Source organism: Neisseria sp. HMSC066H01 (assembly GCF_001837375.1).
Taxonomy (GTDB): domain Bacteria; phylum Pseudomonadota; class Gammaproteobacteria; order Burkholderiales; family Neisseriaceae; genus Neisseria.
This window is the reverse complement of record NZ_KV832193.1, coordinates 223,641-243,169: the sequence shown is the minus strand read 5'-3', so window position 1 is coordinate 243,169 and position 19,529 is coordinate 223,641. Positions and strand designations below refer to the sequence as shown.

Below are 19,529 nucleotides of genomic sequence, written 5' to 3'. Positions count from 1 at the left end.
CCATAATTTTGACTTTATTTTTGTTTTTCCATTCAATACCGGCAACAATGGTCTCCAAAGGATAGTCTTTAGTTTCTGAGAAAGGCGTTACAGAACGAGATTTTGGTAATTGTGCCATTGTTACGGTTGTTTTGGGTATGCCGTTTTTTAAAATGGGAAACCAAAGAAAAGGGATGGACTCACCTTTCTTTTTATTCCATTGAGCAGAATATTTGCTAAAAGCAGTAATGGCATCGCTTAGTCCCCCTTGGTAAAAGCATCTTTGGCTTTCCCCAATCATTTCTTCTACGGGCTTTTTACAATGTAAGTTTCCAGCCAAAGAAAAAGAGGGGAGGATGAATAGAACTGTAAAAATAAGTTTTCGCATAATTAATACCCCGTATTTAGAGTCAGAAGACTGATGGAAAAGATAGAAAAGGCTTTTTTCATTTTTTATCTCTCAATGGTTGAATGAAATATAAGTCTTTAAAAGTGATTAAAAAGAAATCTCATATCGAGATTTCTTTACGTAGTTATGTGTAACATTTGCAAACATTGTAACATAGTAAATTCAATGCTACAGTTATTTGATATGTTTAATCAATTTAGATAATCGGTCATTATAACCGATTATCGGTATATTTCCCGAGGAAATTCATTTCGATTGAAAAGAGTAGAGTTGTTTATATCTATTAGCAATAAAATTCGTTCTTTGTGTGGATGGAAACAATGGTCTCAAGATAGAAGCTTAGTTTCCAAATAAATTCAGGAAAAGGCCGAGTTGATGTAGTTGCTTGAAACAATAAAGGCCGTCTGAAAGATTTTCAGACGGCCTTTATTTTGTTTGATGTTAAATATCGGTTAGAAAACAAGGATGTTGGGGCGTAAAGCCTTGTCGTGGGGGCGGTTTAACGGTACTATTCTCGGTTAATCCTGTTTTATTCCTATGAAATTGAAAGTATAAGATGATTAATGATATTCAAAAGACAGCTGAAGGCAAAATGCAGCGTTCTCTGGAAGTGTTGAAAGAAAACTTGGCTAAGGTGCGTACCGGCCGTGCGCATACCGGCCTGCTTGACCAAGTGGAAGTGGAATACTGGGGCAGCATGGTGCCTGTGAGCCAAGTGGCAAACGTAACGCTTTTGGATGCTCGTACGATCGGTGTGAAACCTTTCGAGAGCAATATGGCTTCAAAAGTCGAGAAAGCGATCCGTGATTCCAACTTGGGCCTGAACCCTGCTTCTGTCGGCGATTTGATCCGTGTCCCTATGCCTATGCTGACTGAGGAACGCCGTAAAGATTTGATCAAAGTGGTACGCGGCGAGGCGGAAGAGGGCCGTGTGTCTATCCGCAATGTGCGCCGTGATGCAAACGACCATATCAAAAAATTGTTGAAAGACAAAGAGATTTCTGAAGATGAAGCCCGCCGTGGCGAGGAAGCGGTTCAGAAGTTGACCGACAAATACATTGCTGAGGCAGACAAGCTCTTGGCGGCCAAAGAAGAAGATTTGATGGCGATTTAATCCTGTGTGCAAACCGTTCAGACGGACTTTGGACGGTTTGCTCCCTGAAAGGCAGACATGAAAAGCAGTACGCAGACGATTTTGGAACACTCTGCCATCCCCCGACATATTGCTGTGATTATGGACGGCAACGGACGTTGGGCAAAGAAGCGTTTTCTTCCCCGCGTGATGGGGCATAAGCGCGGCTTGGATGCGCTGGAGAACATGGTGAAGCATTGTGCTGAGCTGGGTGTGCGGTATTTGACCGTGTTTGCTTTTTCGACTGAAAACTGGCGACGCCCCGAGGAAGAGGTTTCTTTTCTGATGGGGCTGTTTTTGCAGGCTTTGCAAAAGCAGGTGCGCCGTTTGCACGATAACAATATGCGCTTGAAAGTCATCGGCAGCCGCGAGCGGTTTAATGCCGAAATCCTGAAGGGGATTGAGGCGGCCGAGGCGTTGACGGCAAACAATACTGGTTTGACTTTGAGCATTGCCGCCGATTATGGCGGCCGCTGGGATATTTTGCAGGCGGCAAATCAGTTGATTGCCGAGGGTGCGACTGAGATTACGGAAGAGGCGTTGTCGCGCTATTTGATGTTGGGCGATGCACCCGAGCCGGATTTGTTTATCCGAACCGGCGGCGAGACGCGCATCAGTAATTTCCTGCTGTGGCAGATGGCGTATGCGGAATTGTATTTTACGGATACGCTGTGGCCTGATTTTAATGAGAAATTGTTGAACGAGGCGATTGCTTCGTTCCAAAAACGGGAACGCCGCTTCGGGCGGACTTCCGAGCAGCTGCCGGTTGAGCAGCAACGGGGTTGAGAACTATGTTGAAACAACGGATTTTGACGGCGCTGTGGCTTTTGCCGCTGATGCTGGGTATGCTGTTTTATGCACCTATGTGGCTGTGGGCTGCGTTTTGCGGCCTGATTGCCATGCTGACTTTGTGGGAATATGCCCGCATGAGTGGCTTGGACAAGCTGAAAATCAATCATTATTTGGCTTCAACGCTGGTGTTTGGTGTGATTGCCTATGCCGGCGGTTGGCAGTTGCCTGATTTGGTTTGGTATGTCGTATTGGCGTTTTGGCTGATTGTCATGCCTTGGTGGCTGAAAGCGAAATGGAAGTTAAACGGCGGCTGGCAGGCTTACACGGTCGGTTGGTTGTTGGTGATGCCGTTTTGGTTTGCACTGGTTTACCTGCGTCCTCAGCCTGAAGACGCGCTGTCTTTATTGGCAATTATGGGTTTGGTGTGGGTGGCCGATATTGGTGCATATTTCTGCGGCAAATCGTTTGGCAAGCGCAAAATTGCGCCGACCATCAGCCCGGGTAAAAGCTGGGAAGGTGCGATCGGTGGCGCATTGTGCGTTGCCGTGTACATGACCATCGTATGGAAAGCCGGTTGGCTGGCTTTTGAAGCCGGCTGGTTAAAAACTATTTTGATCGGCTTGATTCTGACCGTTGTCAGCGTGTGCGGCGATTTGCTGGAAAGCTGGCTCAAACGTGCGGCAGGTATCAAAGACAGCAGCAATCTGCTGCCGGGGCACGGCGGCGTGTTCGACCGCGTGGACAGTCTGATCGCTGTTATCAGCATTTATGCCGCCTTTGTATATTTGTTTTAAACCGCCTGTCTCACATGGTTGGGGGAGCTGATTATGTCCGAACAAAAACAGATTTCATCTTTATCGATCTTGGGCGTATTGTTGGCACTGGGATTGATGGCTGCGGCGTTTATTTTGGGCGTGCAGTTTAAGAATCTGCGCCAACCGGGGACAATTACCGTAAAAGGTTTGGCGGAGAAAAACTTCCAATCCGACAGCGCGACGTGGAATACGGGCGTAAATGCGCACGGCGAGAGCTACCAGGAAGTTTTGGATTTGCTGACGGCAAGACGCAAGAAGCTGTCTAAGTTTTTGGGTGAGCAAGGCTTTACGGCGGCTGAAATGAAAGTGGGCCTGCCCGAAGTGTCGCGCGTTTTCAATGAAACCCGCGACGAACTGGGCAACGTAACCCGCACGCCCAACGGCTACGATGGCGACCTCAATATTGTGGTCAACACCAAAAAACTGGACAAAATCCAAGTAGCACAGCGCGCCATTTTGAATTTCCGTGCGCAAAACGAATTTATCCGTTTTGACAATCCGCAATATTTGCTGGGCAATTTGGAAACCATCAAACGCGATTTGATTACGCAGGCGACGGAGGATGCGCAGAAACGCGCGGCCGAATTTGCCAAAACCGGCGGCGGCAAAGTGGGTGCCATGCGTTCTGCTTCGCAAGGCTCGTTCAATATCTATGCCGACACCGGCAGCAGCGAGGACGACGAGTACGGCGGTTCTTACGATAAAAGCACCGTCGGCAAACAAGTCCGACTGGTTGTTACCATCGAATACGGCATTGAGTAATTCTTTCAGACGGCCTTTTCAGCTGGGAGGCAAAAGGCCGTCTGAAAATTGAAAACGGCAAAGAAATCTATTTCAAACACAATGAATACCGTTTGCACAGCACATAAAGAACACACCATGACACAACAAGTTCTGACCATATTAGGCAGTACCGGCAGCATAGGCGAAAGCACTTTAGACGTTGTCTCCCGCCATCCCGAGAAATTCCGCGTGTTCGCGCTGGCAGGGCATAGGCAGGTGGACAAGCTGGCGGCGCAATGCAAACAGTTCCACCCGGAATATGCCGTTGTCGGCGATGCCGGCCATGCGGCCGAGCTGGAAAAGAAACTCAAACAAGAAGGCATCGATACGCAGGTCTTATATGGTTCTCAAGCCTTGATTGATGTCGCCTCTGCCGATGAAGTCAGCGGCGTGATGTGTGCCATTGTCGGCGCGGCCGGTTTGCCGTCGGCTTTGGCCGCTGCTCAAAAGGGCAAAACCATTTATCTGGCAAACAAAGAAACGCTGGTGGTTTCCGGCGCATTGTTCATGGAAACCGCCCGTCAAAACAGCGCCACCGTCTTGCCGATTGACAGCGAACACAACGCCATCTTCCAAGTATTGCCAAGGGATTACACAGGCCGTCTGAATGAGCACGGTATCAATTCGATTATCCTGACCGCGTCGGGCGGCCCCTTCCTTAACACCGATTTAAGTACATTTGACAGCATTACGCCTGAGCAGGCGGTTAAACATCCGAATTGGAGCATGGGGCGCAAAATTTCCGTCGATTCCGCGTCAATGATGAATAAGGGCTTGGAGTTGATTGAGGCGCATTGGCTGTTTAACTGTCCGCCGGAAAAACTGGAAGTCGTCATTCATCCGCAATCCGTGATACACAGCATGGTGCGTTATCGAGATGGTTCGGTATTGGCGCAGTTGGGTAATCCTGATATGCGTACGCCGATTGCTTATTGCTTGGGTCTGCCCGAACGCATCGATTCCGGCGTGGGCGAGCTGGATTTCGGCGCATTGTCCGCGTTGACCTTCCAAAAGCCTGACTTTGACCGTTTCCCATGTTTGAAACTTGCCTATCAGGCCATGAATGCAGGCGGCGCCGCACCTTGCGTGCTGAACGCCGCAAACGAAGTTGCCGTGGCCGCTTTTTTAGATAAACGCATTAAGTTTACCGATATTGCCAAAGTCGTGGCCCACTGCCTTGCCCAAGATTTTTCAGACGGCCGTCACGATATCGAAGGCCTGCTGGCGCAAGACGCGCAAACACGCAGGCAGGCAGAAGCCTTTATCGGCAAACAGTAAAGCTTCAATGACAGGCCGTCTGAAACGCCAACCGCTTGGCATTTAGGCAGACAAAATGGAACAACTGCCTTTATAATCGGTTTTCTGACGGCCTTATCCGTTGATCATCACATTCCACTCAGGGGATTTTTTTGCAAACCTTTTTAGCCTTTATCGTCGCCATTTTGATTTTGGTCAGCCTGCATGAGTTCGGACACTATATTGTTGCCCGCTGGTGCGGCGTTAAAGTCGTGCGCTTTTCCGTCGGCTTCGGTAAGCCCTTTTTCACCCGAAAACGTGGCGATACTGAGTGGTGTCTTGCCCCGATTCCGCTGGGTGGTTACGTTAAAATGGTCGATACGCGCGAAGGCGAGGTAGCAGAGGCAGATTTGCCGTACGCCTTTGACAAGCAGCATCCGGCCAAGCGCATCGCCATTGTTGCTGCCGGTCCTTTGACCAATTTGATTTTGGCCGTTTTGCTTTACGGTTTGAGCTTTTCCTTCGGCGTAACCGAGTTGCGCCCCTATGTCGGCATGGTCGAGCCTGCCAGTATTGCCGCCAAAGCAGGTTTTCAGGCAGGTGATAAGATTGTATCGGTCAACGGAATCGCCGTAAAAGACTGGAACGATGCGCAAACCGAGATGGTGTTGAACCTTGAATCTGGTCCTGTAAAAGTCGCCGTTCAGACGGCCTCAAATGCCCAAGCCGTCCGCATAATTGATGCCGCCGGTACGCCTGAAGCAGGTAAAGTTGCGAAAAACCAAGGCAACATCGGCCTTTTGCCTTTTAGAATTACTAACCGCATCGGCAAAGTCTTGGCTGATAGTCCGGCCGAAAAAGCAGGTTTGAAGGAAAACGACAAACTGCTGACCGCCGATGGGAAGCCCATCGAAAGCTGGCAGGCATGGACGGAACTCTTCCGCGCCAGCCCCGGCCAACGAATCGAACTGACTTACGAGCGCGACGGCAAAATACTGGCGACCGCTATCCGGCCGGACAGCGTCGAGCAGTCAGCAGGCGTGCTGGTGGGTAGAGCAGGGCTTGCCGCCCAAGCGGATAAAGAGTGGGATAAAACCATCCGCTACCGTTATACGCCTTCCGTTGCCCAAGCCTTTGAATTGGGTTGGAACAAAACCGTCAACTATTCATGGACGACCCTCAAATTTTTCGGAAAACTGGTTACAGGCAATGCCTCTTTGAACCATATTTCCGGCCCCCTGACCATTGCCGATGTCGCCGGACAGTCCGCCAAACTCGGATTGCAGAGCTACCTCGAATTTCTGGCCTTGGTCAGCATCAGCTTAGGCGTGTTGAACCTTTTGCCCGTACCCGTTTTAGACGGCGGACATTTGGTTTTCTATACCGCCGAATGGATACGTGGAAAGCCTTTGAGCGAGCGCATACAGGCAGTCGGCCTGCGCTTCGGACTGGCAGCCATGCTTTTGATGATGGCTGTGGCTTTCTTTAATGACATCAACCGTTTGTTTGGATAATTTATGAAACTGAACCAGATTGCTTCCGCTTTAATGGTATTGAGCCTGTCTCCCTTGGCATTGGCTGACTTTACCATTCAGGACATCCGCGTCGAAGGCCTGCAACGCACCGAGCCGAGTACCGTCTTCAACTACCTGCCCGTTAAAGTCGGTGATAATTTCAATGATGCGCGCAGTGAAGAAATCATCAAAAAACTCTACGCAACCGGTTTCTTTGACGACGTACGCGTCGAGACCATGGACAATCAAGTCCTGCTGACCGTGATTGAGCGTCCGACCATCAGCTCGCTCAATATTACCGGCGCGAAAATGCTGCAAAACGATGCCATCAAGAAAAACCTTGAAGCCTTCGGTTTGGCGCAATCCCAATACTTCAACCAAGCAACGCTGAACCAAGCCGTCGCCGGTTTGAAAGAAGAGTATTTGAGCCGCGGCAAACAGTCGGTCAAAATCACGCCGACCGTCACCAAACTCGCCCGCAACCGCGTGTCTATCGACATTGCCATCGAAGAGGGCAAATCTACCAAGATTACCGATATTTCCTTTGAAGGCAACGAAGTTTATTCCGACCGCCGCCTGCTGAAACAAATGTCCCTGAGCGAAGGCGGTATGTGGACTTGGGTGACCAAGAGCAACCAGTTCAATGAGCAAAAATTTGCTCAGGACATGGAAAAAATCACCAATTACTACCAAAACAACGGCTACTTCAACTTCCGCATTTTGGATACCGATATCCAAACCAACGAAGACAAAACCAAGCAAACCATTAAAGTAACCGTCAGCGAAGGCGACCGCTTCCGCTGGGGCAATGTACGCATCGAAGGCGATACGCTGGAAGTGCCGAAAGAAGATTTGGAAAAACTGCTGACCATGAAGCCGGGCAAATGGTACGAGCGCGCGCAAATGTCCAATTCGCTCGAAGCCATCCAAAACCGCATGGGTCAGGCAGGTTACGCATTCAGCGAAATCAATGTCCAACCGATTCCAAATGCCGAAACGCATACCGTTGATTTTGTGTTGACCGTTCAACCGGGCCGCAAAATCTATGTGAACGAAATCAACATTACCGGCAACAACAAAACCCGTGACGAAGTCATCCGCCGCGAGTTGCGCCAAATGGAATCGGCGCCTTACGATTCTGCCAAACTGCAACGTTCTAAAGAGCGTGTTGAGTTGTTGGGCTACTTCGACAACGTTCAATTTGATGCGGCTCCTGTGGCCAATACGCCTGACCAAGTTGACCTGAACATGAGCCTGACCGAACGTTCTACCGGCTCGCTCGACTTGAGCGCAGGTTGGGTTCAGGATACCGGTTTGGTGATGTCTGCCGGCGTGGCTCAAGACAACCTGTTCGGTACGGGTAAATCCGTTGCCCTGCGCGCTTCCCGCAGTAAAACCACAGTAAACGGCTCATTGTCGTTTACCGACCCATACTTCACACCTGACGGCGTAAGCTTGGGCTACGACCTTTACGGCAAGTCTTACGACCCACGTAAAGCTTCTTCCAGTGCGAAACAGTATAAAACCACGACTTTCGGCGGCGGTTTGCGTATCGGTATTCCGGTTACCGAATATGACCGTGTGAACTTCGGTTTGGCCGCAGAGCGTCTGACCGTGAACACCTACAAAGGCGCGCCTAAACGCTATGCTGACTTTATCAAGCAATACGGCAAAGGCGACGGTAGCGGCGTGGGTAACTTCAAAGGCTGGTTGTACAAAGGTACCATCGGCTGGGGTCGCAACAAAACCGACAATGCCTTGTGGCCAACCCGCGGTTACCTGACCGGCGTGAACGGCGAAATCGCTTTGCCGGGCAGCGACCTGCAATACTACACCCTGACCCACAACCAAACTTGGTTCTTCCCGTTGAGCAAAGATTTCACGTTGATGCTGGGTGGCGAAGTCGGTTATGGCAACGGCTACGGCAAAACCAAAACAATGCCGTTCTTTGAGAACTTCTACGGCGGCGGTTTAGGCTCTGTCCGCGGCTTTGAAAGCGGTACGCTGGGCCCGAAAGTTTATGACGAATACGGCGAGAAAATCAGCTACGGCGGTAACAAAAAAGCCAACGTTTCCGCAGAGTTGCTCTTCCCGATGCCGGGCATTAAAGATTCGCGTACCGTCCGTCTGAGCCTGTTTGCCGATGCGGGCAGCGTGTGGGATGACAAAACTTACAACGACAGCCACAACAATACTTATTACACCAATGGCGCGTCCCAAAACGTGTACGGTGTAGGCAAAACGCACAAATCGACATTCAAAAACGAATTGCGTTACTCTGCCGGTGCTGCCGTGACCTGGCTCTCTCCGCTGGGTCCGATGAAGTTCAGTTATGCTTATCCGATTAAGAAAAAAGAAGGCGACGAAATCCAACGCTTCCAATTCCAACTCGGTACGACATTCTGATGATGTTTAGGCCGTCTGAAACCGGGTTTGTCCGTTTCAGACGGCCTCATGGCAGATTGGCGGCAAGCTTATTGCAAACCGCCCGTTTGTTTTTAAGCAAGGATTTTTATCATGAGTAAAATAGCCGACACCCTCCGTGTCCTCGCCGTAGCCCTGCCGGGTTTCGTGCTGTTGCCGCAAGCGGCGGCGGATGGCGTGCAGAAAATCGGTTTTATCAATACCGAGCGCGTTTATCAGGAATCCAAGCAGGCGCAAAACATTCAGACGACTTTGGAAAAAGAGTTCAAAAGCCGTCAAACCGCCTTGCAAAAGCTGCAGCAGGAAGGCGAGGCTTTGGAGCGAAAACTGAGTAGCTACAAGCTCAGCGACAGCCAAAGGGAAGCGGAAACCCAAAAATGGCGCAATCTGGTACAAAAATTCCGCAAGCAGCAGGCCGAGTTGGCAGAAGACTACAACCTGCGCCGTAATGAAGAATTCGCCGCGCTCCAGCAAAATGCCAACCGCGTCATCGTCGATTTGGCCAAGCGCGAAGGTTACGACTTCATCTTGCAGGACGTGATTTACGTCAACGGCCGCTACGACATTACCGACAGCGTTATCAAAGCCCTAAACGCACACTGACCCTGCTCGGCAGCGAATGTAACCATACAGACAAACCTAAGGCCGTCTGAAACCCAAACCGGCATCTTTCAGACGGCCTGACATCTTGACGGCAGATTATCATGACTTCACAAGCATACACCCTGTCCCAAATCGTTTCCCAGCTCGGCGGCGAATGGAAAGGCGAAGACATCGCCATTACCGCCGTCCGTCCGTTAGATCAGGCGCAGGCGGAACACATCAGCTTTTTGGCCAATCCGAAATACAAAGCCGAAGTACACGACAGCCAGGCAGGCGCAGTGATTGTGTCGCCGAAAGCCGCAGACGAATTTGCAGGCCGCAACCTGATTGTGGCTGCCGACCCTTATCTTTATTTCGCCAAAGTGGCACGATTGTTCTCGCCGATTGTCAAAGCACAGGGCGGCGTACATCCGACTGCCGTTGTCGAGGTAAGCGCCAAAGTGCCGGCAAGCTGCGAAATCGGCGCGAATGCCTATATCGGCGCGAATGCCGTATTGGGCGAAGGCTGTCGTATTTTGGCCAATGCCGTTGTCCAACACGATTGCACGTTGGGTGATGAAGTCGTGTTGCATCCAAACGCTGTCATCTATTACGGCTGCACTTTGGGCAACCGTGTCGAAATCCACAGCGGCGCCGTCATCGGTGCGGACGGTTTCGGCTTGGCCTTTGCCGGCGATTCATGGTTTAAAATCCCGCAAACCGGCGCAGTCACGCTGGGTGATGATGTGGAAATCGGTTCGAACACCAATATCGACCGCGGCGCAATGAGCGATACGACCGTCGGCAACGGCACCAAAATCGACAACCAAGTCCAAATCGGCCACAACTGCAAAATCGGTTCGCACACCGTTATCGCCGCCAAAACCGGCATTTCCGGCAGCGTCACCATCGGCAATTATTGTATTATCGGCGGCGGCGTCGGCACGGTCGGACACATCGAAATCGCCGATAAAACCACCATCGGCGGCGGTACATCCGTTACCCACAGCATTACCGAAAGCGGCCAGCATTTGGCCGGTATTTTCCCGATGTCGGGCTACAAAGACTGGGCGCGCAATGCCGTTTATATCCACCGTTTGAGCGAAATGAACAAACGCCTCAAAACGCTGGAAAAACGGCTTGCCGACAGCGACGAAGCCTAAAGGCGGCGCAAACAGTCCGCGCCCCGCATCCGAATACGTTTAAACCCAATACAAACAAGGAAAGACGAACATCATGGACGTACAACTCCCGATCGAAGCCAAAGACATTCAAAAACTTATCCCACACCGTTATCCGTTTTTGCAACTCGACCGCATTACCGCGTTCGAACCGATGAAAACCCTGACTGCGATTAAAAACGTGACCATGAACGAGCCGCAGTTCCAAGGCCACTTTCCCGACCTGCCCGTGATGCCCGGCGTGCTGATTATCGAAGCCATGGCGCAAGCGTGCGGCACACTGGCCATCCTCAGCGAAGGCGGCCGCAAAGAAAACGAATTCTTCTTCTTCGCCGGTATCGACGATGCCCGTTTCAAACGCCAAGTCATCCCCGGCGACCAACTGGTTTTTGAAGTCGAGCTGTTGACCAACAAACGCGGTATCGGCAAATTCAACGCCGTTGCCAAAGTCGACGGCCAAGTTGCCGTTGAAGCCGTGATTATGTGCGCCAAACGCGTGGTGTAAGAATGGAACAGGCCGTCTGAAAGCTTCAGACGGCATCTTGCAGGCAATACCTGTATCAGACAGCAAGGAAACAGCATGACCCTTATTCATCCGACCGCCGTCATCGACCCTAAAGCCGAACTCGACTCCAGCGTCAAAGTCGGCCCGTACAGCATCATCGGCCCCAATGTGCAAATCGGTGCGAATACTGAAATCGGCCCGCACGCCGTCATCAACGGCCATACGACCATCGGTGAAAACAACCGCATTTTCCAATTTGCCAGCCTCGGCGAAATTCCGCAGGACAAAAAATACCGCGACGAGCCGACCAAGCTGATTATCGGCAACGGCAACACCATCCGTGAATTTACGACGTTCAACCTCGGTACGGTTACCGGCATCGGCGAAACCCGTATCGGCGACGACAACTGGATTATGGCCTACTGCCACCTCGCCCATGACTGCGTAGTCGGCAACCATACCATCTTCGCTAACAACGCCTCACTCGCAGGCCACGTTACCATCGGCGACTACGTCGTCTTGGGCGGCTACACGCTGGTGTTCCAATTCTGCCAAATCGGCGACTACGCCATGACCGCGTTTGCCGCCGGTGTACACAAAGACGTACCGCCGTACTTCATGGCTGCGGGCTACCGCGCCGAACCGGCCGGCCTCAACAGCGAAGGTATGCGCCGCAACGGTTTCACCGCCGAACAGATTGCCTCCGTCAAAGATGCGTATAAAACCATTTACCATCGCGGCATTCCGTTTGAAGAAGCCAAGGCGGACATTCTGAAACGCGCCGAAACCCAAAGCGAATTGGCGGTATTTAAAGACTTTTTTGCACAATCCACACGCGGCATTATCCGTTGATGGATGGATTGAAGGCCGTCTGAAACTTTTTCAGACGGCCTTTGGATTGCAAAAATCCGCGCAGTAGGGCAGGTTTCCTGTCTGTTTGCCGCCGATGCCGTCTGAAAACGGGCGGGCAAATGTCTGCCCAAAATCTTTTAGCTTTTAAACCTCAACACATGAATTCCAATCCTTCCCCCCTTATCGCCATCAGCGTCGGCGAAGCTTCCGGCGACTTGCTCGGCGCACACTTAATCCGTGCCATTAAGGCGCGTTGCCCGAATGCGCGGTTTACCGGCATCGGCGGCGAGCGCATGAAGGCGGAGGGTTTCGAGAGTTTGTACGATCAGGAAAAGCTGGCGGTACGCGGTTTTGTTGAGGTCATCAAACGCCTGCCGCAAATTTTGAGAATTCGCAAAGGGCTGGTGAACGATTTAATCCGCCTCAAGCCGGATGTGTTTATCGGCATCGATGCGCCGGACTTTAATCTCGGCGTGGCGGAAAAACTCAAGCAGGCAGGCATTCATACCATTCATTACGTCAGCCCGTCGGTTTGGGCGTGGCGGCGCGAACGGGTCAATAAAATCGTACATCAGGTCAACCGCGTGTTGTGCCTGTTTCCGATGGAGCCTCAGCTTTATATCGATGCCGGCGGCAAGGCCGAATTTGTCGGCCATCCGATGGCGCAAACCATGCCCGTGGAAGCGGATAGGGCGGCGGCACGGCAGAAGCTGGGCGTGCCTGCGGACGTGCCCGTGTTTGCGATATTGCCCGGCAGCCGCGTGAGCGAAATCGATTACATGGCGGCGGTGTTTTTTCAGACGGCCTTATTGCTGCTGAAACGTTATCCGCAGGCACAGTTTTTGCTGCCTGTGGCGACGGCCGCAACGCGCAAACGCATTACCGAAATTTTGGCGCAGCCTGAGTTCGCCGCCCTTCCCATTACGTTGACCGACAAGCAGTCGGATACGGTTTGCACCGCTGCCGACGTGGTATTGGTCACCAGTGGTACGGCGACTTTGGAAGTGGCCTTGTGCAAGCGGCCTATGGTTATCAGCTACAAAATTTCGCCGCTGACTTATGCGTATGTGAAACGCAAAATCAAAGTGCCGCATGTCGGTTTGCCCAATATTTTATTGGGTAAAGCCGCCGTTCCCGAGCTGCTGCAACACGATGCCGTCCCTGAAAAACTGGCGCAGGCCGTGGCAGACTGGTATGACCGCCCTGAGGCCGTGGCCGCGTTGGAACAGGATTTTCACGCCTTGCATCTGCTGTTGAAAAAAGATACGGCGGCATTGGCGGCAGCGGCAGTATTGGAAGAAGCCGGATTTTCAGACGGCCTGAAAGACAAGTAAGGAAAATACATGAATTTATTGGGAGCCTTGGCCAAGGTTGGCAGCCTGACGATGGTGTCGCGCATTTTGGGCTTTGTGCGCGATACGATTATTGCCCGTGCGTTTGGTGCAGGCATGGCGACGGATGCGTTTTTTGTCGCGTTCAAACTGCCCAACCTATTGCGGCGCGTGTTCGCAGAGGGCGCGTTTGCCCAAGCCTTCGTGCCGATTTTGGCGGAATACAAAGAAACCCGCTCTCCTGAAGCCACGCAGGCGTTTGTGCGTCATGTGGCCGGCATGCTGTCGTTTGTGCTGGTCATCGTTACTGCGCTGGGCATACTTGCCGCTCCGTGGGTGATTTATGTTTCTGCACCCGGTTTTGCCAAAGAAGCCGATAAGTTTCAGCTCTCCATCGACTTGCTGCGGGTAACGTTTCCTTATATTTTATTGATTTCACTATCCTCTTTTGTCGGCTCGATACTCAATTCCTATCATAAATTCGGTATTCCCGCCTTTACGCCGACATTTTTGAACATCTCCTTTATCGTCTTTTCCCTGTTTTTCATACCGTATTTTGATCCGCCTGTTATGGCATTGGCGTGGGCGGTGTTTGTCGGCGGTGTGTTGCAGCTGGTGTTCCAACTGCCTTGGTTGGCGAAACTGGGCTTCTTGAAAATGCCCAAACTCAGCTTTAAAGACGCAGCAGTCAACCGCGTAATGAAACAGATGGCGCCGGCTATTTTGGGTGTGAGCGTGGCGCAGATTTCCTTGGTTATCAACACCATTTTCGCCTCGTTTTTGCAGTCCGGCAGCGTGTCATGGATGTATTACGCCGACCGACTGATGGAATTGCCGACCGGTGTTTTGGGCGTAGCACTCGGTACAATCTTATTGCCCACCTTGTCCAAACACGCCGCCAGTCAGGATACCGAGCAGTTTTCCGGCCTGCTCGACTGGGGTTTGCGCCTGTGCATGCTGCTGACCCTGCCTGCCGCCGTCGGCCTTGCCGTGTTGTCTTTCCCTCTGGTTACGACCTTGTTCATGTACCGTGAATTTACGTTGCATGATGCGCAAATGACCCAATATGCGCTGATTGCCTATTCCTTCGGCTTGATCGGTCTGATTATGATTAAAGTGTTGGCGCCCGGCTTCTACGCGCGTCAAAACATCAAAACCCCCGTTAAAGTCGCTATTTTCACGCTGATTTGCACGCAGTTGATGAACCTCGCCTTCATTTCGCCGCTCAAACACGTCGGCCTGTCCCTCGCTATCGGTTTAGGCGCGTGTCTGAATGCAGGCTTGCTGTTTTTCCTTTTGCGCAAACACAGCATTTACCGCCCCGGCAAAGGTTGGGCTGCGTTTTTGGTCAAAATGGCCATCTCTTTGGTCGTCATGGGCGGCGGTTTGTGGCTGGCGCAATCTTATCTGCCGTTTGAATGGGTACACGTCGGCGGCTTTAAAAAAGCAGGCCAACTCTGCGTCCTGATTGCCTTGGGCGGCGGCCTCTACTTCGTTTCCCTCGCCGCGCTCGGCTTCCGTCCGCACCATTTCCGCAGGGTAGAAAAATAAGCAGCCGCAGGGCGTATGTGCTTGGCTTCAAGACTATTTGCTAAAAAGGCCGTCTGAAACATTTTCAGACGGCCTTTTCTTGTTTTATGTTTTAGCTGTAAAGCTTCGCTCCTTTTTTGACGAACTCAATCGCTTTTTCCTCCATGCCTTGCCGCTGGGCTTTTTGCTTGTCGGCGTAGTCGCGTACTTCCTGCGTGATTTTCATCGAGCAGAATTTTGGGCCGCACATCGAGCAGAAGTGGGCGATTTTCGCGCCTTCGGCAGGCAGGGTTTCGTCGTGGAAGCTCTCGGCGCGTTCGGGGTCGAGGCTTAAGCGGAATTGGTCGCGCCAGCGGAACTCGAAACGCGCCTTGCTCAGGGCGTTGTCGCGTAATTGTGCACCCGGCCAGCCTTTGGCGAGGTCGGCGGCGTGGGCAGCGAGTTTGTAGGTGATGATGCCGGTACGTACGTCTTCTTTGTCGGGCAGGCCGAGATGCTCTTTCGGGGTCACGTAGCAGAGCATGGCTGTGCCGTACCAGCCGATATTGGTCGCGCCTATGCCCGAGGTGATGTGGTCGTAGCCGGGGGCGATGTCGGTAACGAGCGGGCCGAGGGTGTAGAAAGGCGCTTCAAAGCAGTGTTGCAACTCTTCGGTCATGTTTTCTTTGACGCGTTGCAACGGCACATGGCCGGGGCCTTCGATCATGACTTGGACGTCGTGTTCCCACGCTTTGGCGGTCAATTCGCCCAAGGTGTGCAATTCGGCGAATTGGGATTCGTCGTTGGCATCGGCAATGCAGCCGGGGCGCAGGCCGTCGCCGAGGCTGAACGATACGTCGTAGGCTTTCATGATTTCGCAAATTTCGTCGAAATGCGTGTAGAGGAAGTTTTCCCGATGGTGGGCGAGACACCATTTCGCCATGATGGAGCCGCCGCGCGATACGATGCCGGTGAGGCGGTTGGCGGTCATCGGCACATAGCGCAGCAATACGCCTGCGTGCAGGGTGAAATAGTCTACGCCTTGTTCCGCCTGCTCGATTAAGGTATCGCGCACCAAATCCCAAGTCAAATCTTCGGCAATGCCGCCGGTTTTTTCCAAAGCCTGATAGATGGGTACAGTGCCGATGGGGACGGGCGCGTTGCGGATAATCCATTCGCGCGTTTCGTGGATGTGCGCGCCGGTGGACAAATCCATAATCGTGTCTGCGCCCCAACGCAGCGACCACACCATTTTTTCGACTTCTTCGGTCAGGCTGGAGGTAACGGCGGAATTGCCCAAGTTGCCGTTGATTTTGACGCGGAAGTTGCGGCCGATAATCATCGGTTCGAGTTCGGGATGGTTGATGTTGGCGGGGATAATCGCGCGTCCGGCGGCGATTTCTCGGCGCACGAATTCGGGCGTGATTTGGTCGGGATGAGTCGGGATGTTCGCGCCGAAACTTTGCCCTGCGTGTTGTTTCAAGAGTTTGGCGTATTCGGGCCGTCTGAAAAGCTCGTCTAGCTTCATGCGTTCGCGTATGGCGGCAAACTCCATTTCCGGCGTGATGATGCCTTGGCGGGCGTAGTGGAGCTGGGTTACGTTGCGGCCTGCTTTGGCGCGGCGCGGGCGGGTGATTTGGTTGAAGCGCAGATGGGCGGTCTTCGGATCGTGCGCGCGTTCGGTGCCGTATTCGCTGGAGAGCTTGGGCAGGATTTCGGTGTCGCTGCGTTCGTCCAGCCATGCAGTGCGGACGTGCGGCAACCCTTGTTTCAAGTCGATGTGTGCCGCCGGATCGCCGTATGCGCCGCTGGTGTCGTACACCGGAATCGGCGGATTGGCTTCCGTGCCTTGCGCCGTGTAGGTGTCGTCCTGACGGATTTCGCGCAAAGGCACGCGGATGTCGGCGCGGCTGCCTGGGATATAGACGCGGTCGGAGTTGGGATATTGGAAGCGGATGCCGATGTCTTCACTCAAGTCGGAAAGACGGCGCGCCTCATCGCCGGTTTTTTTAGCGGTAGTCATAAAAATTGCTCCTGTTTCTCGGTTATGAAATGGAAACAGGAGCATTGCTTTTTTTCAGACGGCCTTGCGGATATCTTCAATCGACCGTCTAAAATCACATTTGCCGAAACTCCCCACGCAGGTATTATCCTGTTCGGGTGTAAAGGGTATTTCTCAGCCGCTCGGTTTGAAAGCAGCACCCCTGTTTCTTTATTAACGAAAATTAAACCACGCGGCCGGTTTTTTGTAAAGCAACGTTTGGATATTTTCTGTCAAAAACGCTTGACAGCAATTCCGCCTTTCTGTATAGTTACAACTTCTGACGCGGGATGGAGCAGCATGGTAGCTCGTCGGGCTCATAACCCGAAGGTCGTAGGTTCGAATCCTGCTCCCGCAACCAAATATAAAAATCCCCTGCAATCGCAGGGGATTTTGCTTTATGCGGCATTTATTGCGGATGAATTGATGGAAAGGCCGTCTGAACCATTGGGTTTCAGACGGCCTTTTGCTGTCTTGCGGCGGGGTTTGGGTAAAAATACGACAGGCCTTTTTCAGACGGCCTCTTCCGATTTGGGCTTGTTGTCGTTGCGCAGGTGTTCTTTCAGGCGCTGCAATTCTTTTTTGTCCAACCATTTATTGCGCGAACGTTGCAACAGAATCACCAATGCGGCGATTTCGTTACGCATATTGGTGCTGAGCCAGAGGAAGCCTTGCCAGTCGTAATGCAGGCGGGCGGCCGGTTTGCTTAGTTCGGCATTGAGCGAAGTATCGATTCGGATGCGGCGGGCGTAGTGGCCTTTGATGAGACGGACGGTCAGGCGCAGCTCGCGTTGGAGTTGGTTGAAGTGGCGGTCGAGCAGGCGGATTTCGCTTTCGTTGAGCGTGGGCGCGCGCAGTTTGGCAGCGGTGGTCAGGAGCAGCTCGGTGGTGTTGACGATTTTGCGGTGGGCATGCTGCATGGCTTCCATCATATTGTTGCTGATGTGGCTTTCGCCGGATGTGGCGGCCAGATGGCTGCGGCTTTTGACCATGCGGGCGTTGATTTGGCGCATTTTAATCATGTTTTGTTCCAAACGCTTGCGCGTCATGCGTTTGCCGTTGCTGATTTCGGCAATCATTTTGGCGCAGTCGGTGAGGTTGTCGGCAAGCATGAAGCGCCACATGAGTGTGGAGCGCAGGGGCAGGAGTTTGGCGGCGGCAATGGCGATGGCGGCACCAATCAAAACGTTCATGGCGCGCATCAGGCCGCTGTCGAGCCAGTGGTGGCTGCTGTCGCCGATGAGCATGCACATGGTCAAACCGGCAAGCATGGCGACATAGCCGTTTTTGCCAACCGCAGACCAACCGGCCACTGCGCTGGCGGCACCGATAATCAGATAGAAGAAAACGCCGTCTTGCAAATAATGCTGGTTCAACCATAAAACGGCCAAACCGACGCCCAAACCGATGGCCGTGCCGAGCATGCGTTCGACTGCTTTGGAGTAAATCGCGCCTTGGAATTGCAGCATGCCGAGGACGACAAAGACGGTCATGCCGATCCACTCGCCGTGTTGCAGGTGGAAGACTTTGGCCAAGAGGGTGGAGAACACGATCGCCAAGCCGAGGCGGAAGGCGTGGATATGGCGGCGATAGCGGTAGCGTTCGTAGGCGTTGAGCCAGCGTTCGGAAAAATGGAGGCGTTCGGATTGGGCAGGCATGTTGTAAGACGTATGGGTATGTGGGGATGTAAATTATAACTGATTGGTAAAGCAGATGAAATTTGAACTGCTCCCCAACGGTTTGAACTATTGCGGATTTTATCTGCCGCAAGCGGATATAATGGCGGCTTTGAATCAGACAGGCGGTGAAGAAATGGCGACGGTTTTAAGCGCAGGCGTGGACGAGGCGGGACGCGGCCCTTTGGTCGGCAGCGTATTTGCGGCGGCAGTGATTTTGCCGGAACATTTTGACCTGCCGGGTTTGACCGACTCAAAAAAACTGAGCGAAAAAAAGCGCGATATGTTGGCGCAGATGATTAAGGAACAGGCGGTCGCGTGGAGCATTGCCTTTGCCGACCCCGACGAAATCTTGAGACTGAACATCTTGCACGCAACCATGGCCGCGATGAAGCGCGCCATCGAGGGGCTGTCGGTCGTGCCCGACAAAGTGTGGATAGATGGCAACCGCGTGCCGAAAGATTTGAATGTCCCTGCCGAAGCCGTGGTTAAAGGCGACAGCAAAATTATTGAAATTTCCGCCGCTTCGGTTTTGGCCAAAACCGCGCGTGATGCGGAAATGTATGAATTGGCGAAACGCTACCCGCAATACGGGTTTGACCGCCACAAAGGCTACGGCACGGCGCAACATTTGGCCGCGTTGAAACAATACGGCGTCTTGCCGGAACACCGCCGCGATTTTGCACCAGTCAAAACCTTATTGGCACAAGGCAATCTATTTGAAGAATGAAAGCACATCAAAAGGCCGTCTGAAAGATTTCAGACGGC

Annotated in this window: 17 protein-coding genes, 1 tRNA gene and 1 riboswitch; of the genes, 15 read left to right on the top strand and 3 right to left on the bottom strand. The window is 52.4% G+C overall.

The window, feature by feature from the left end; all coding sequences use genetic code 11:
- On the bottom strand, window positions 1-367 hold a 367-nt coding region (locus HMPREF2551_RS10580; protein ID WP_168167196.1), incomplete at its 3' end, for a hypothetical protein.
- Between the two features lie 577 nt (window positions 368-944).
- Here HMPREF2551_RS10580 and frr point away from each other — a divergent pair.
- The 13 genes from frr (at window position 945) to murJ (ending at window position 15,086) form a co-directional block, all read left to right on the top strand.
- The gene (frr, locus tag HMPREF2551_RS03560; protein WP_003747893.1) at window positions 945-1,502 is read left to right on the top strand and encodes a ribosome recycling factor; all 558 of its coding nucleotides are present in this window, start codon (window positions 945-947) and stop codon (window positions 1,500-1,502) included.
- A 57-nt stretch (window positions 1,503-1,559) separates the two neighbouring features.
- The gene (locus HMPREF2551_RS03555) at window positions 1,560-2,306 is read left to right on the top strand and encodes an isoprenyl transferase (RefSeq protein WP_070837185.1); all 747 of its coding nucleotides are present in this window, start codon (window positions 1,560-1,562) and stop codon (window positions 2,304-2,306) included.
- A gap of 5 nt (window positions 2,307-2,311) precedes the next feature.
- Entirely contained in the window at window positions 2,312-3,106 is a 795-nt protein-coding gene (locus HMPREF2551_RS03550; protein WP_049332974.1) for a phosphatidate cytidylyltransferase, read from the top strand.
- A gap of 33 nt (window positions 3,107-3,139) precedes the next feature.
- On the top strand, window positions 3,140-3,889 hold the full coding sequence (locus tag HMPREF2551_RS03545; RefSeq protein WP_070837183.1) for an SIMPL domain-containing protein: 750 nt from the start codon (window positions 3,140-3,142) through the stop codon (window positions 3,887-3,889).
- 117 nt (window positions 3,890-4,006) lie between these two features.
- Complete coding sequence (gene ispC / locus HMPREF2551_RS03540) at window positions 4,007-5,188, top strand: 1-deoxy-D-xylulose-5-phosphate reductoisomerase (protein WP_070837339.1); 1,182 nt, start codon at window positions 4,007-4,009, stop codon at window positions 5,186-5,188.
- Window positions 5,189-5,319: 131 nt separating this feature from the next.
- Complete coding sequence (gene rseP, locus HMPREF2551_RS03535) at window positions 5,320-6,660, top strand: RIP metalloprotease RseP (RefSeq protein ID WP_070837181.1); 1,341 nt, start codon at window positions 5,320-5,322, stop codon at window positions 6,658-6,660.
- Between the two features lie 3 nt (window positions 6,661-6,663).
- On the top strand, window positions 6,664-9,066 hold the full coding sequence (gene bamA, locus HMPREF2551_RS03530) for an outer membrane protein assembly factor BamA (protein WP_070837179.1): 2,403 nt from the start codon (window positions 6,664-6,666) through the stop codon (window positions 9,064-9,066).
- Window positions 9,067-9,177: 111 nt separating this feature from the next.
- Complete coding sequence (locus tag HMPREF2551_RS03525; RefSeq protein ID WP_070837177.1) at window positions 9,178-9,687, top strand: OmpH/Skp family outer membrane protein; 510 nt, start codon at window positions 9,178-9,180, stop codon at window positions 9,685-9,687.
- Window positions 9,688-9,788: 101 nt separating this feature from the next.
- Window positions 9,789-10,829 carry a UDP-3-O-(3-hydroxymyristoyl)glucosamine N-acyltransferase gene (lpxD, locus tag HMPREF2551_RS03520; protein WP_070837175.1) on the top strand — a complete coding sequence of 347 codons (1,041 nt, stop codon included), beginning with the start codon at window positions 9,789-9,791 and terminating at the stop codon, window positions 10,827-10,829.
- A gap of 73 nt (window positions 10,830-10,902) precedes the next feature.
- Window positions 10,903-11,352, top strand: coding sequence for a 3-hydroxyacyl-ACP dehydratase FabZ (gene fabZ, locus HMPREF2551_RS03515; protein WP_003681704.1), 450 nt, complete (start codon window positions 10,903-10,905; stop codon window positions 11,350-11,352).
- Between the two features lie 75 nt (window positions 11,353-11,427).
- Window positions 11,428-12,204: an acyl-ACP--UDP-N-acetylglucosamine O-acyltransferase gene (gene lpxA, locus HMPREF2551_RS03510; protein ID WP_003747912.1), complete on the top strand. Its 777-nt coding sequence runs from the start codon at window positions 11,428-11,430 to the stop codon at window positions 12,202-12,204.
- 158 nt (window positions 12,205-12,362) lie between these two features.
- A complete protein-coding gene (gene lpxB / locus HMPREF2551_RS10495; protein ID WP_070837337.1) occupies window positions 12,363-13,538 on the top strand; it encodes a lipid-A-disaccharide synthase in 1,176 nt (391 codons plus the stop codon).
- A 9-nt stretch (window positions 13,539-13,547) separates the two neighbouring features.
- Window positions 13,548-15,086 carry a murein biosynthesis integral membrane protein MurJ gene (gene murJ, locus HMPREF2551_RS10490; RefSeq protein ID WP_070814762.1) on the top strand — a complete coding sequence of 513 codons (1,539 nt, stop codon included), beginning with the start codon at window positions 13,548-13,550 and terminating at the stop codon, window positions 15,084-15,086.
- Between the two features lie 91 nt (window positions 15,087-15,177).
- Here the strand turns inward: murJ and thiC are convergent, their stop codons facing one another.
- Window positions 15,178-17,067: a phosphomethylpyrimidine synthase ThiC gene (gene thiC, locus HMPREF2551_RS03495; protein WP_070461068.1), complete on the bottom strand. Its 1,890-nt coding sequence runs from the start codon at window positions 17,065-17,067 to the stop codon at window positions 15,178-15,180.
- 93 nt (window positions 17,068-17,160) lie between these two features.
- A riboswitch (TPP riboswitch) is annotated at window positions 17,161-17,260 on the bottom strand.
- 109 nt (window positions 17,261-17,369) lie between these two features.
- Here thiC and HMPREF2551_RS03490 point away from each other — a divergent pair.
- A tRNA-Met gene (locus HMPREF2551_RS03490) sits at window positions 17,370-17,446 on the top strand.
- 151 nt (window positions 17,447-17,597) lie between these two features.
- Here the strand turns inward: HMPREF2551_RS03490 and HMPREF2551_RS03485 are convergent.
- Entirely contained in the window at window positions 17,598-18,743 is a 1,146-nt protein-coding gene (locus HMPREF2551_RS03485; protein ID WP_070837173.1) for an FUSC family protein, read from the bottom strand.
- Window positions 18,744-18,897: 154 nt separating this feature from the next.
- Between HMPREF2551_RS03485 and rnhB the strand changes: the two genes are divergently transcribed.
- Window positions 18,898-19,491, top strand: coding sequence for a ribonuclease HII (gene rnhB / locus HMPREF2551_RS03480; RefSeq protein WP_070837335.1), 594 nt, complete (start codon window positions 18,898-18,900; stop codon window positions 19,489-19,491).
- Window positions 19,492-19,529 lie beyond the last annotated feature (38 nt).

Excerpts from the sequence above, each read along its gene's own strand:
- frr (WP_003747893.1), top strand. The coding sequence starts at position 945 with ATGATTAATGATATTCAAAAGACAGCTGAAGGCAAAATGCAGCGTTCT.
- HMPREF2551_RS03555 (WP_070837185.1), top strand. The coding sequence starts at position 1,560 with ATGAAAAGCAGTACGCAGACGATTTTGGAACACTCTGCCATCCCCCGA.
- HMPREF2551_RS03550 (WP_049332974.1), top strand. The coding sequence starts at position 2,312 with ATGTTGAAACAACGGATTTTGACGGCGCTGTGGCTTTTGCCGCTGATG.
- HMPREF2551_RS03545 (WP_070837183.1), top strand. The coding sequence starts at position 3,140 with ATGTCCGAACAAAAACAGATTTCATCTTTATCGATCTTGGGCGTATTG.
- ispC (WP_070837339.1), top strand. The coding sequence starts at position 4,007 with ATGACACAACAAGTTCTGACCATATTAGGCAGTACCGGCAGCATAGGC.
- bamA (WP_070837179.1), top strand. The coding sequence starts at position 6,664 with ATGAAACTGAACCAGATTGCTTCCGCTTTAATGGTATTGAGCCTGTCT.
- HMPREF2551_RS03525 (WP_070837177.1), top strand. The coding sequence starts at position 9,178 with ATGAGTAAAATAGCCGACACCCTCCGTGTCCTCGCCGTAGCCCTGCCG.
- lpxD (WP_070837175.1), top strand. The coding sequence starts at position 9,789 with ATGACTTCACAAGCATACACCCTGTCCCAAATCGTTTCCCAGCTCGGC.
- fabZ (WP_003681704.1), top strand. The coding sequence starts at position 10,903 with ATGGACGTACAACTCCCGATCGAAGCCAAAGACATTCAAAAACTTATC.
- lpxA (WP_003747912.1), top strand. The coding sequence starts at position 11,428 with ATGACCCTTATTCATCCGACCGCCGTCATCGACCCTAAAGCCGAACTC.
- lpxB (WP_070837337.1), top strand. The coding sequence starts at position 12,363 with ATGAATTCCAATCCTTCCCCCCTTATCGCCATCAGCGTCGGCGAAGCT.
- murJ (WP_070814762.1), top strand. The coding sequence starts at position 13,548 with ATGAATTTATTGGGAGCCTTGGCCAAGGTTGGCAGCCTGACGATGGTG.
- thiC (WP_070461068.1), bottom strand. The coding sequence starts at position 17,067 with ATGACTACCGCTAAAAAAACCGGCGATGAGGCGCGCCGTCTTTCCGAC.
- HMPREF2551_RS03485 (WP_070837173.1), bottom strand. The coding sequence starts at position 18,743 with ATGCCTGCCCAATCCGAACGCCTCCATTTTTCCGAACGCTGGCTCAAC.
- rnhB (WP_070837335.1), top strand. The coding sequence starts at position 18,898 with ATGGCGACGGTTTTAAGCGCAGGCGTGGACGAGGCGGGACGCGGCCCT.